The organism is Pseudomonas sp. F007 (genome assembly GCF_057814275.1).
Genome location: NZ_JBVATA010000001.1, coordinates 139,816 through 152,673, shown reverse-complemented (window position 1 = coordinate 152,673; position 12,858 = coordinate 139,816). Strand labels below are relative to the sequence as shown.

Annotated in this window: 8 protein-coding genes; 2 read left to right on the top strand and 6 right to left on the bottom strand. The window is 59.5% G+C overall.

Translation table 11 applies throughout. The features are described 5' to 3' along the window. Position 1: 1 nt before the first annotated feature. A complete protein-coding gene (locus ACZYR5_RS00755) occupies positions 2–4,462 on the bottom strand; it encodes a hypothetical protein (RefSeq protein WP_489088333.1) in 4,461 nt (1,486 codons plus the stop codon). A 270-nt stretch (positions 4,463–4,732) separates the two neighbouring features. On the opposite strand from ACZYR5_RS00755, the gene ACZYR5_RS00750 reads away from it, so the two are divergent. Both ACZYR5_RS00750 and ACZYR5_RS00745 read left to right on the top strand, forming a co-directional pair. Next, positions 4,733–7,192, top strand: coding sequence for an EAL domain-containing protein (locus ACZYR5_RS00750; RefSeq protein WP_489088334.1), 2,460 nt, complete (start codon positions 4,733–4,735; stop codon positions 7,190–7,192). Positions 7,193–7,237: 45 nt separating this feature from the next. Continuing rightward, the gene (locus tag ACZYR5_RS00745; protein WP_489088335.1) at positions 7,238–8,032 is read left to right on the top strand and encodes an iron-containing redox enzyme family protein; all 795 of its coding nucleotides are present in this window, start codon (positions 7,238–7,240) and stop codon (positions 8,030–8,032) included. A gap of 45 nt (positions 8,033–8,077) precedes the next feature. Here ACZYR5_RS00745 and ACZYR5_RS00740 read toward each other — a convergent pair whose 3' ends face one another. The 5 genes from ACZYR5_RS00740 to ACZYR5_RS00720 all read right to left on the bottom strand — a co-directional run bounded on the left by ACZYR5_RS00740 (position 8,078) and on the right by ACZYR5_RS00720 (position 12,794). After that, complete coding sequence (locus tag ACZYR5_RS00740; RefSeq protein ID WP_489088336.1) at positions 8,078–9,004, bottom strand: GGDEF domain-containing protein; 927 nt, start codon at positions 9,002–9,004, stop codon at positions 8,078–8,080. Positions 9,005–9,134: 130 nt separating this feature from the next. Further along, positions 9,135–9,875: a YciK family oxidoreductase gene (locus ACZYR5_RS00735; protein WP_489088337.1), complete on the bottom strand. Its 741-nt coding sequence runs from the start codon at positions 9,873–9,875 to the stop codon at positions 9,135–9,137. Between the two features lie 149 nt (positions 9,876–10,024). Next, complete coding sequence (mupP, locus tag ACZYR5_RS00730) at positions 10,025–10,696, bottom strand: N-acetylmuramic acid 6-phosphate phosphatase MupP (RefSeq protein WP_489088338.1); 672 nt, start codon at positions 10,694–10,696, stop codon at positions 10,025–10,027. Positions 10,697–10,700: 4 nt separating this feature from the next. Beyond that, on the bottom strand, positions 10,701–11,399 hold the full coding sequence (gene ubiG / locus ACZYR5_RS00725; protein WP_489088339.1) for a bifunctional 2-polyprenyl-6-hydroxyphenol methylase/3-demethylubiquinol 3-O-methyltransferase UbiG: 699 nt from the start codon (positions 11,397–11,399) through the stop codon (positions 10,701–10,703). A 63-nt stretch (positions 11,400–11,462) separates the two neighbouring features. Continuing rightward, positions 11,463–12,794 (bottom strand): TRZ/ATZ family hydrolase, encoded by a 1,332-nt coding sequence (locus tag ACZYR5_RS00720; RefSeq protein ID WP_489088340.1) that lies wholly within the window; start codon positions 12,792–12,794, stop codon positions 11,463–11,465. Positions 12,795–12,858 lie beyond the last annotated feature (64 nt).

The window sequence follows — 12,858 nt, the reverse complement described above, 5'->3', positions numbered from 1 at the left end:
GTTATCCCCACAGCACCTGCAAAATGTCCTTGGTGCCATCGTGCCCGAACTCCTTTATCACCATTGAGCAGGATTCGCAGGGGGGCATGGTCGTGGCGACATCGACCGAGCGAAGCTCCTTCGCATCAGGGTATTTTTCGCGTATCACCCGAATCAGTTTGCTTTCACTGTCCAGCGAGGTCGGGCGAGCGAACATCGCCGTTTTGTACTGGCCGGGATCCTTGAGGGTCAAGGGCACTGCCAGCAACTGGCCCTCGCCGGTGACGTCCAGCGAAGTTCTCGGGAAACTGGTGTTGTAGTCGATGTTGATGTAAGTCGTATCACCAATACGCACATGATTGGCCCCCAGGTGGCGGAACAGCGGCAGGCGGGTCGTGGAGCCCTGGGCACCGGAGACGCTGACATAGACTTCCCGCTGGCCGGTCGTGGTGGTGACTTCGGCGTAGGCGATGTTGCGGGCATTCAGCGGGCGCTCGTAGCGGGGCAACAGGTTGTGCAGTTTCTGCATTGACTGATCGATACGCAGCGCAGCGTCGGCATTTCTCGGGGAAATGGTGGGTGACAGGAACAATGTGTCGAAAATCTCCGCCGTTCGCTCCCGAAAGACCCGCGGAGCCTCTTTGCTGCGCGTCCAACTGGCGGCACCTTCTGGCAAACGGGCGACAATCAGGCGAGTCGAGTGATCGAACATCAGCGCCTCACCGGGGCTGGTGTCGACTTTGATAAATCTCATGTTGGCCGCAGGGGTGGCCGTGGTGCCAAGGGGGATGGCGATGTCTTCCATGGTCTGCATGGCCCGTTGGACAGCCTCTGCGCCATGGAACCGCACCATATTGTTGGCATGGAGCGAGCCGGTATACACCTTGAGCAACTCAGCACCGAGCGTGCCCTCCATCAAGTCGTCAGGTTGCAGGCGCGTAAAGCTCAATTCATTGGCTGCTGTCCCCGTCCTGGGGATGGTCGCCAGGTAGTACTCGCGAGTATTGACTCGGAAGAACGCGTGATTGGCCGTGTCATCGATGGCTGGCACGACAATGGCTCCAACCTGGTGCGTATCATCGACGCCCTGATACGTACCTTTGAGGCTCACGCGGGCAAAGATGCCTTTGCGAAACTGCAGCGTCGCCTGTATCTGCGGGCTTGGGAGCAGAGGACCGCGCTTGAGTCCGAGTCGGGCCGGATCGCCGGTGAACCGTACCGGTCGGTTGTTCAGGATCTGGTAGAGCTGGGCATCCACCGCGAGAAATTCGCCCTTGCCACGAGGAACGGAACCGGGCACGGAAATCCGGTCGCCAAACCAGGGGGCGTAGCCCTTGGTTCGGTCGATGCTGCCCATGGCCGGGGTGGGGGCGGGCTCGTGGGTGACATAGCTGACACGACAGTCACCGCCACCCGGTGCGCGCGGGAGGCGGCAGGGAATCCGTGTCATGGCTGGACCGTCATCAATCAGGTCAGCCCGTCGCAGTGTCCCTGCATCCAGTCGATAGGGCACTTCGTCGATGAGCACGGTAGTGCGGCCATCGACTTCGGGAATGTGCTGAATGCGCGCCTGCTCTGGCGTCTGGACGAACACATGCGCCTCGTCTGCTTTCAGTGGAGTGAAGTGCGAGCGCCCGAGGGACATGCCGTTATGCCTCGTCGAAAGTCGTGGCCCGAAAGGCAGGTCTGTCAGGGGGTCGACCAGATGAAAACGCGGAGTAAATCTGTCGACGTTGCGAATCTGAACATCTTCAATGCCTCTGACTGTGGCCAGATGATCGGTGGAGTGGCGTGATTTCCAGCTTCCAGGGTTGTCGATTTGCGGCAGCCTGCCAACGAAATCATAGTGGCCGGCGCGCCCTCCCAGTTCGTTGATACGGGTAAGGCCAAGTTTGGCGATTTTCAGCCCCTTTGTGGCCAATGCGCGCAGCAGCATGACGATGCCGTCCACCGGATTCAGCGCTTGAATGCTTTGCACCAGCAGTTGTGCGGTCAAGGATCTGAATGCCGGCAGTCTGGCGCTCAATGTCAGTCGACTGGCGTTACCGAGCAGCTTCGCCGATCCCGAAACGAACTTGCCGATGGGTATCGCGAAGGCAATCAGGTCGATGAACAACCCGAAGGCACCATTGATCTGGCGTGTCTTGTTGCCCGACATCAGGTCCTCGATGCTGCCCCAGAACGGCACCAGCCTTTTGTAGAACTCGAGGATCTTGTTGTACGTCTCATCCTCGCGTTCGAATTGGGTTTTGCCGTTGCAGAACACGCGAAGTTGCTGCGGATCTACGTAAAGCAGGGAGTCGGTGATGCGCTGGCTGATTGCCTGGCAGCGCGCGGAGTCAAAGGTCAGGGGCTTTTCTTGATGCTCGGCGGACGCTGAAAATTCATCGCCAAGTTGTTCAATGATCGCCTGGCAAGTTGCATTGCCCTGAGGCGCAGTACCTGTCGAATGAGCGTCCCAGTCGAACGGAAGTTGCTGGTTGCGCAATACTGAGACCGGAACAGTGCCCTTCGCCAAACGCCATTGTTCAGTTTTTTGCAGGCCGCCGAACAAGCTTGGCTGAAGATTGTTGATACGGCGTACAAGGCCAACACGGGGCAATAGTTCATAGGTGTTGGTAACGCCTGCCCGGGTGGCCCGTAGAATCAATCCGTTGCGGGCCCGCAGGGGTAGAACGACTTCTGCTGTTTCATTGCCGGATTCAATTCCGCGTGTTTCCTGTCTCAAACTATAGATGTGCAGTTGACCGCATTCGATGGCCACACGGTCTTCGAAGGGGAGTGAGGTCAATAGATTGCGAAGCAGGCTTGAGTAAGCAACAGTCTGTCGCTGCACATAGTTCTGGAATTGATGGTGGAACATCGACTTGACGTTGGGTAGAACGCCTAGAGTCAATGGGATCCCTGCGGTACCTAAATAGACGGGAGAGGTGAGTCTTCTGTTCTGGTTGATGCGCAAATAATAGGGTGTGACGGCACGATCAGCTGTCGTGTAATACCACTTCTCGCTACCCCATTTATCTTCGGCGATGATGTCAATCAGTGAATAGTAGTCATACACCTCCCCGGGCGTGGTATCCCAGCGAAAATAGTCGGGTCTTTTCCTGACCATCCTGGTATTTCCCTGTACAAAATTTTTGCCGAAGACTTTGATGGCGGTTTCTTTCGCCATCTCAAGGCGTTTGGGTGGGGCTTCGTTGATTTGGGTAGTCGCGTTATTGAGTTCTGCCGTTCGTTCATCCAGTGTGCGGATTGCCATTTCGATCTCTGATTGGGTCAAGGTCTCGAATGCTTTTTCGGGGAGATAGCCTTGGGTGACGGCCCAGTCGAGGGTAGGCAAGAGCCTTGCCAGGCTGATTTCCTGGAGTTGCTCATCTGTCGCACCTTCAGCTTGTTTGATAGGCAAGTCGACCAACTGCTGAAAACTCTTGCGGTATAGCGCTTCGGGATCATGGGCGTTGATCAGGTTGACGCCGTTTAGAAAGTTCACCCAGACGATCGAGTTGCGATAGCCCATTTCGGGCGGAATATCGGTAATTCGGAACTCGACCGGAAATCGATTCAAAAACAGCCTGGCCAGAATAATCGCTTCTTTCTCTGAGGCGGCTTGGCGAGATGTGAGCAAGTGCTTTTCGAATTCACTGCGAAGGGTTGCGTAGCTCTTTCCCCAATGCGACCTCGTTTGCCAGTCAAAGCCAGCGATCTGCTGTGGATTGCGATAGGCATCTTCGAACCCATTCATCAAGGCGTTGGCCAACACTCTGAGGCGGATCGGCGGCGAGGTGGTTTCTGCGTTGTCCCCGCCATACCACTTCAAAGCCGAGAGCACGGCAGTGGCCATGGTTTCGGCAAGTGGGCTCTGCAGGATTTTTTCCAGGTAGACGCTGGGTGTCGCGCGCAGTTGTTGCTCGTTGGCATTGAGCAGTATTTCGCGGGCCAGGCAGCTGAATGGGGATGTTTCGCCTTCGGGCAAAAGTGAATTGAGCGCTTCAATGATTTCGCTGCTGATCAGCGCCTTCTGGATATCTTCCATCTCGACACTCTCAGGGTCGGATGACGCCCGTCGTGCAGCGGCAAAACGTTGGCGATCTTTTTCAATGGGTGGGCGTATCAGGCCAACAATATGGGTGCTGTGCTCCAGCATCAGGCGAAAGCTTGCCTGCTTTTCCTCGAGGGCTTTGATGACGGCGCGTAGCGCCACAGGATCGGTCGTGTCCCAGGGAGCGATGCCATAGAACATGGCCATTTGCGTAACGCTGGCCAGGCCGGCATCGTCGCGTTTTTCCACTCCCGAGAACTCGGAAGGCTTGATCCGAAGTTTCGACAGATCGATCTGCTTGCTGAGTTTCGAAGGGGTTAAGGACTGGAACAATTCATAGGGGCGCAACGTTGTCAGCAGCGCTTCATAGTCTTGCAGTTGGCTGTCATGGCGCTGTGCAGCAGTGGGTGTCGTTTTTGGTGTGGGGTTCGATTCGGTTTGCATGGGAGGATCACTTGTTCGCAGTGGTGCAGGACTTCAGGTGCTCGGATGAGCATTGAAGATGGGCTCCGATTACAGCGATCTGCGTAAAGAGTCGTGCGTTACACAAGTAGTGCGGGGATTTTGCCGGGGGCGAAGGGTTTTCCATGCTGCGCTGCAGCGTGTCGGTTGGGGAAGTGAAGCGCCGATCCGACTTGCCGGGATCCTGAACGCACCCTAGGCTAGCCGTAGCGGTCTTCTTTCGATGATGGCAGTGCGTGCACTAAGGACCTCATGAAGCAAAAAAGGACTCTCGGAACACCCCGGCTGTTGGGCATCGTCTGGCCGTTTATTGCCGTTGTGCTTTTCCAGGCCCTGCTCGGGGGCGTCAGCCTGTACATGATGTCTGCGGTGCGCGGTTATGTGGCCGGCGAGAGCCTGTGGTCCAAGGGCCAGAAAGACGCGATCTACTACCTCAATCTTTACGCCTACAGTCGCGACGAAGCGATCTACCGCAAATACCAGGAAGCCATGGCGGTGCCCCAGGGTGGGCACGAGCTGCGGGTGGCCCTGGACCGCCAGCCGCCCGACCTGGAAGCAGCTCGACGCGGCATTCTCAAGGGTGGCAATCACCCGGATGACGTGCCGAGCCTGATTTGGCTGTACCTGAACTTTCGTAATTTCAGCTACCTGGAAACCGCCATCGATCGCTGGACCCTGGGCGATGCCTACCTGGTGCGCCTGGACGAGGTCGCCCGGGAGATGCATCAGCGTATCGCCGACAATCAGGCCACACCCGAGGATATCGAGCGCTGGAAGTTCGCTATCTACGACATCAACGAAGCCGTGACTCCGGCTGCCCGGGCGTTCAGTGACGCGCTGGGAGAGGGCTCTCGGGTGATCCTGCGGTTGCTGCTGGTGATCAACCTGGCCACCGCATTGGGTTTGATCGTGCTGGCCTTGTTGCGCACCCACAAGCTGCTGGCCCAGCGGCATGCCTTTGCCGACGCCCTGCAACTGGAAAAAGAGCGGGCGCAAATCACCTTGCAGTCGATTGGCGATGGGGTGATTACCACCGACGTGGAGGGGGCAGTTGCCTACATGAACCCGGCGGCCGAGCTCCTGACCCACTGGAAGACCGATCAGGCCGTCGGGTTGCCCCTGGCGGCGTTGTTCAATCTGCTGGACGAAAATGCCCAGGCCGATGACTTTACCCTGATCGAACGTATCCTCAGCGGCCAGTTGAGTGGCGGTAGCGATCATTCCAAGCTGATTCAGCGCATCGACGGCAGTACCGTGTCGGTGACCCTGGTGGGTTCGCCGATCCATACCGCGGGCAAAGTCAGCGGCACGGTACTGGTGCTGCATGATATGACGCAGGAACGTCAGTACATCGCCAATCTGTCCTGGCAGGCGACCCACGACGCCTTGACCGGCCTGGCCAATCGTCGCGAGTTCGAGTTTCGCCTGGAGCAGGCGCTGCATCAGCTGAGTCGTCAGCCTGGCCGGCATGCGCTGATGTTCCTCGACCTCGATCAGTTCAAGCTGGTCAATGACACCTGCGGCCACGCCGCAGGCGATGAGCTGTTGCGGCATATCTGCGCATTGCTGCAATCGGGTTTGCGCGAAGGCGACACCCTGGCGCGTCTGGGCGGCGACGAGTTTGGCATTCTCCTGGAGAACTGCGCGCCGCCGGCCTGCGAGAAAATCGCCGAGAGCCTGCGCCAGACCGTGCAGAACCTGCATTTTGTCTGGAAAGGGCGGCCGTTCGTCACCACGGTGAGTATCGGCCTGGTACACGTCACGCAAGCGCCCACCACCCTCGAAGCCTTACTGCGCGCTGCCGACATGGCGTGCTACATGGCCAAGGAGAAGGGCCGAAATCGAGTGCAGCTGTACCATCCCGACGACTCGGAATTGTCCCTGCGCTTTGGCGAGATGGCCTGGGTGCAGCGCCTGCACATGGCGCTGGAAGAGAACCGCTTCTGCCTGTATGCCCAGGAAATTGCCGCGTTGGGTCACACGGAGGCCGGGGGAGGGCATGTCGAGATTCTGTTGCGACTGCATGACGAAGCCGGGCGCATGATTTTTCCCGACAGCTTTATTCCGGCCGCCGAGCGTTACGGTTTGATGACTTCCCTTGATCGCTGGGTAGTGCAGAACGTGTTCAAGATTATTGCCCAATGTATAAGTCGCCAAGAACCCGGGCCTATGGCCATGTGTGCGATTAATCTGTCAGGCAATACTATTGGCGATAATGAATTCCTGATCTTCTTGCGCGAACAATTCGTAACTTACGCTGTGCCGCCGGAAATGATTTGTTTTGAAATTACAGAAACCAGTGCCATCTCGAATCTCGCCAGTGCAATTAAATTTATTAATGAACTCAAAGAGTTAGGGTGCCACTTTTCGTTGGATGACTTTTGTGCCGGAATGTCTTCATTCGCGTATCTGAAACATTTACCTGTAGACTTTCTGAAGATCGACGGAAGTTTCGTCAGGGATATGTTGGACGATCCGATTAACCGGGCAATGGTCGAAGTGATCAATCACATCGGCCATGTCATGGGTAAGCGCACAATTGCCGAGTTTGTTGAAACCTCGCAGATCGAGCAGGCCTTGCTGGAAATCGGCGTGGATTATGCTCAGGGGTACAACATCCAGCGTCCGCAGTTGTTTACCTGCGACAGTCTGCAAAGTCGGCCGACTCGTCCGCGGCCGCTGTTGTTCAAGGCGCCCGGCACGTTCCGTTGAAGTTTCCTGTCGATCCGGATAATCACCATCAAAAGGAGTGCGACAGTGATCGAATCATTCAACAGATCCGGCCCGCTTATGGAAGCTGCAAGTTACCCAGCCTGGGCTCAGCAACTGATTCAGGCGTGCAGTGAGAGCAAGCGTCGGGTAGTCGAACACGAGTTGTATCAGCGCATGCGCGATAACCAACTCAGTGCCAGAACCATGCGTCAGTACCTGATCGGTGGCTGGCCCGTGGTCGAACAGTTTTCCCTGTACATGGCGCAGAACCTGACCAAGACCCGTTTTGCCCGGCATCCCGGCGAGGACATGGCGCGTCGTTGGTTGATGCGCAATATTCGGGTCGAGCTCAACCATGCGGACTACTGGGTGAACTGGAGTCGCGCCCATGGCGTCAGTCTCGAAGACTTGCAGGCACAACACGTGGATCCCGAACTGCACGCGCTGAGCCATTGGTGCTGGCATACCTGTTCTTCCGACTCGCTGATCGTGGCCATTGCTGCCACCAACTACGCGATTGAAGGGGCAACCGGGGAGTGGTCGGCGGTGGTCTGTTCCAACGGGATCTATGCGGCGGCATTTCCCGAGGAGGAGCGCAAACGTGCGATGAAGTGGCTGAAGATGCACGCCCAGTACGATGATGCCCATCCCTGGGAGGCGCTGGAGATCATCTGTACCCTGGCCGGCCTGAACCCGAGCAAGGCATTGCAGACCGAGTTGCGCCAGGCCGTGTGCAAAAGCTACGACTACATGTACCTGTTCCTGGAACGTTGCATGCAGCTGGAGTACACGCAACGGGCACCGCTGGTCCGTGAACGCCTGGCCTTGGCCGAAGGCTAGGGCAGTGTGACCCCGGGCAACAGCTTGCCGCGCAGCAAGCTGTTGCTATCCGGCCATCGCCAACCGATTTCGACCCTGACGCTTTGCCACGTATAGCGCATTATCGGCGCGACGCAGCAGGCTGTCGGCCGACTCGCCCGGTAACAGGGTCGAGCAGCCGAGGCTGACGGTCAGTTCGATGCGCGCCCCGTCCGCCCAATAGTCCGTGGCCTGGGTGGCGTGGCGCAGGCGCTCGCCAACCATGGCAGCAGACTCGCGGCTGGTGTTGGAGAGCAGGACCAGAAATTCCTCGCCGCCATAGCGAAACACCATGTCGACGTTGCGCAGCTGTTGCTTGATCGACGCCGCGACTTCCCTGAGCACATCATCGCCGGCACCGTGGCCATGAGTGTCATTGACCCGCTTGAAGTGGTCGATATCCAGCATCAGCAGTGACAGCGGCTGCAGGTGGCGCCGGGACATGTCGATCTCCCGTTGCAAGGTCTGCTCCATGGCGATGCGGTTACCGGTGCCGGTCAGTGGATCGCGCAGCGCGCTTTGAGTCGCCGCGCGGTACAGCAGGGCGTTGCGGATCGGGAACAATAAGGCCGAGAGCAGGGATTCGAGCTGCGCCTGGTCTTGCTCGCTGAAGCGCTGATTGCGCCGGAACACCAGTTCGCCCAAGTGCTCGCCGTCGTGATTGAGGCTGTAGCTCACCGAATGATGGCCGCGCTGGCCGAATGTCAGGCGCAGGTCGCTGGAAGCATGCTGGTAGAGCAGCGCATCCAGGGGCACCAGGCGTTGCACTTCGCGGAAAAACAGACCGAGGATGCGTTGCGGCTCCAGGCTGGTCTGCAACTGCAGGCCCATTTGCTGGCGCAGTTGGCCAAGGCTGGCGGGGCGTGCCAGCAGGGGCGGGACCTGGCCGAAACCCAGGCGTTGCAACTTGGCGCTGTCAAAGTCGATGGTCTGGGGCGGGGTAGGAGACTTCATGGTTTTATCACTCAAACACTGCCTGTTTTACGCAACTTAGAGCGAAAACCCTGCTTTCGGTTCCTTGGCGCCTAGCTCGGGTAGCCGGATCTGCCGTGACGGCGCGCCATCGCAGCAGACCCAAGGGCGGTTACTGGGCGTCGAACGCCTGGCCGTTGATCCCGGTACTGTCCGGCCCCATCAGGTACAGGTACACCGGCATGATGTCTTCCGGCGTCGGGTTGTTGTTCGGGTTCTCCCCTGGGTACGCCTGGGCGCGCATGCTGGTGCGGGTGGCCCCCGGATTGATGCTGTTGGCGCGGATCGGCGCGACGGTCTCGACTTCGTCCGCGAGGGTCTGCATCAGGCCTTCGGTGGCAAATTTCGACACACCGTAGGCGCCCCAATAGGCGCGGCCCTTGCGACCGACACTGCTGGAGGTGAAGATCACCGAGGCGTCGCTGGACAATTTGAGCAGCGGCAGCAAGGTGCTGGTCAGCATGAACATGGCGTTGACGTTGACTTGCATGACGCGCATGAAATTTTCCCCGGACAACTGCTCGATCGGCGTACGTGGGCCGATGATCGAGGCGTTGTGCAGCAAGCCGTCGAGGTGACCGAACTCGGTTTCGATCATCGCCGCCAGCTCGTCGTACTGATGCGGCAGGGCGGTTTCCAGATTGAACGGAATCACCGCAGGCTGTGGATGACCGGCGGCCTCGATTTCATCGTAGACCTGGCTCAGGTTGGCCTCGGTCTTGCCCAGCAACAGCACGGTGGCGCCGTGGGCGGCGTAGGTCTTGGCGGCGGCGGCACCGATGCCGCGACCGGCACCAGTTACCAGAATGACCCGGCCCTTGAGCAGTTCGGGGCGGGCGGAATAATCAAACATAGATACCTCTCAAACAGAAGACAGACCGCGGCGCGGCCACTCGCGGGCAAGCCCGCTCCCACAAGGATCGAGGGTGGGAGCCTGTGGGAGCGGGCTTGCCCGCGAAGGCGTCAGCACCGACACCCGGATTCACAATTCAAAACCGTGCCTCAGCAGCCGCAAAGGGCGTTGTCCAGGACCTTGCGCAATTCCAGCGGATGATCCACCACCACGTCGGCACCCCAGTTCCGTGGGTTGTCGTCCGGGTGGATGTAGCCATAGGTGACGGCGGCGGTGCGAGTGCCGGCATCCCGCCCCGACTCGATGTCGCGCAGATCATCGCCAATGAACAGCACGCTGGCCGGATCGAGGTCGAGCATTTTGCACGCCAGGATCAACGGCTCTGGATCGGGTTTGCTGTTCTTCACGTGGTCCGGGCAGATCAGCAGGGCCGAGCGCTCGGCCAGGCCCAACTGTTGCATGATCGGTTCGGCAAAGCGCAGCGGCTTGTTGGTCACCACGCCCCAGATCAGCCTGGCCTGTTCGATATCGGCCAGCAATTCGCCCATGCCGTCGAACAGCTTGCTGTGCACCGCGCAGCCTGTGAGGTAGCGCTCGAGGAACTCCAGGCGCAGCTCTTCGAAGCCGGGCGATTCCGGGTCCATCATGAACGTCGCGGCGACCATCGCCCTGGCGCCACCGGAGATCTCGTCGCGGATACGTTTGTCCGGGATCGCCGGCATCTGGCGGTCGGCCAGCATGGCCTGGCAGATGGCGATAAAGTCCGGCGCGGTGTCGAGCAGGGTGCCGTCCATGTCGAAAAGAACTGCTCTGATTGCCATGGGCTTATTCCTCGCGCAGGGTCTGGATCATGTAGTTGACGTCAACGTCGGCGGCCAGCTTGTAGTGCTTGGTCAGCGGGTTGTAGGTCAGACCGATGATGTCCTTGACGGTCAGGCCGGCGGCGCGACTCCAGGCACCCAGTTCGGAAGGGCGAATGAATTTCTTGAAGTCGTGGGTGCCGCGAGGCAGCAGCTTCATGATGTATTCGGCGCCGACGATGGCGAACAGGTAGGCCTTCGGATTGCGGTTGATGGTCGAGAAGAACACCTGGCCGCCGGGCTTGACCATGCGGAAACAGGCACGGATCACCGAGGATGGATCAGGCACGTGCTCGAGCATTTCCAGGCAGGTGACCACGTCGAACTGCTCGGGCATTTCCTCGGCCAGGGCTTCGGCAGTGATCTGCCGATACTCGACATTGACCCCGGATTCGAGCTGGTGCAGTTGGGCGACGGCCAGCGGCGCCTCACCCATGTCGATGCCCATCACGGTGGCGCCACGCTGGGCCATGGATTCGCTGAGAATGCCGCCGCCACAGCCGACGTCCAGGACCTTCTTGCCGGCCAGTTTGACGCGCTCGTCAATCCAGTTGACCCGCAGCGGGTTGATATCGTGCAGGGGCTTGAACTCGCTTTCGCGATCCCACCAGCGATGGGCCAGGGCCTCGAATTTGGCGATTTCAGCGTGGTCGACGTTGCTCATGGATATTCCTCTGAATCTGAAAAATTCTGCTGTCAGCCTTGAGGGTCGGCCCAAGGCTCCGTTCTATCGGGTGTGACCGCTGATGCGCTGGCCCCAGGCGGTGGCCGTGGCGCACAGCTGTTGTTCATCAAGGCGCGTCAGGCGCCGGTCGTCGAGCAATGGCTTGCCGGCGACCCACAGGTGTTTCACGCAGTCGCGGCCGGTGGCATAAATCAGCTGGGACACCGGGTCATAAATTGGCTGTTGCGCCAGGCCAGAGAGGTCGAACGCCACCAGGTCAGCCGCCTTGCCGACTTGCAGCGAGCCGATTTCGTTCTCCAGGCCCAGGGCGCGGGCGCCGTTGAGGGTGGCCATGCGCAGCGCGCGATGGGCATCCAGGGCATCGGCCGAGCCGGCGACGGCCTTGGCCAGCAGGGCGGCGGTGCGGGTTTCGCCGAGCAGGTCGAGGTCGTTGTTGCTGGCCGCGCCATCGGTGCCAATCGCCACATTGACGCCGGCCTGCCACAGGCGTTCCACCGGACAGAAGCCGCTGGCCAGTTTCAGGTTGGATTCCGGGCAATGGATCACGCTGCTGTTGCTTTCTACCAGCAATGCCAGGTCGTCATCGCTGATCTGGGTCATGTGCACCGCCTGGAATCGCGGTCCGAGCAGGCCCAGGCGCGCCAGGCGCTGCAGCGGTCGCTCGCCGTTCTGCTCGACGGCCTGCTGGACCTCGGAGGCGGTCTCGTGGACGTGCATATGAATGGCCGCGTCCAGTTCCTCGGTGATGACCCGCACTTTTTCCAGGTTTTCGTCGCTGACGGTGTAGGGCGCGTGAGGGCCGAAGGCGATGCTGATCCGTGGATGGTGCTTGAGGTCGCCGAACAGTTCGACGCCCTGGCGGATCGCCTCGTCAGCGTCGCTGGCGCCGGGGATCGGGAAGTCGAGGATTGGAATGGCGATCTGCGCACGAATTCCGCTGTTGTGCACCCGCTCACTGGCAACTTTCGGCAAGAAATACATGTCGGAGAAACAGGTGATGCCGCCTTTTATCTGCTCGGCAATCGCCAGGTCGGTGCCATCGCGTACGAACGCCTCGTCGACCCATTTGCCCTCGGCCGGCCAGATATGCTGTTCCAGCCAGGTCATCAGCGGCAGGTCATCGGCCAGGCCGCGAAACAACGTCATCGCCGCATGGCCATGGGCGTTGACCAGGCCGGGGCTGAGCAGCATGCCGGGCAATTCGCGGATTTCGCCCGCCACACGCTTCAGTGCTTCGCTGCGAGGGCCGATAAAGGCAATGCGCCCGTCGCGAATGCCCAGGCCATGCTCTTTGAGGACCACGCCCGCCGGTTCGACAGGCACCAGCCAGGTCGGCAGCAGGAGGAGGTCGAGCGCAGCAACAGGGGTGGGCATCAAGAATTCGGTCCGGGGCTTTTATAAAGGATGGCGAAGTATACCCGAGCGTCTTCGCGGGGGG

Bases quoted from the DNA above. Each gene is read 5' to 3' on its own strand.
- ACZYR5_RS00755 (WP_489088333.1), bottom strand. From the start codon at position 4,462: ATGCAAACCGAATCGAACCCCACACCAAAAACGACACCCACTGCTGCA.
- ACZYR5_RS00750 (WP_489088334.1), top strand. From the start codon at position 4,733: ATGAAGCAAAAAAGGACTCTCGGAACACCCCGGCTGTTGGGCATCGTC.
- ACZYR5_RS00740 (WP_489088336.1), bottom strand. From the start codon at position 9,004: ATGAAGTCTCCTACCCCGCCCCAGACCATCGACTTTGACAGCGCCAAG.
- ACZYR5_RS00735 (WP_489088337.1), bottom strand. From the start codon at position 9,875: ATGTTTGATTATTCCGCCCGCCCCGAACTGCTCAAGGGCCGGGTCATT.
- mupP (WP_489088338.1), bottom strand. From the start codon at position 10,696: ATGGCAATCAGAGCAGTTCTTTTCGACATGGACGGCACCCTGCTCGAC.
- ubiG (WP_489088339.1), bottom strand. From the start codon at position 11,399: ATGAGCAACGTCGACCACGCTGAAATCGCCAAATTCGAGGCCCTGGCC.
- ACZYR5_RS00720 (WP_489088340.1), bottom strand. From the start codon at position 12,794: ATGCCCACCCCTGTTGCTGCGCTCGACCTCCTCCTGCTGCCGACCTGG.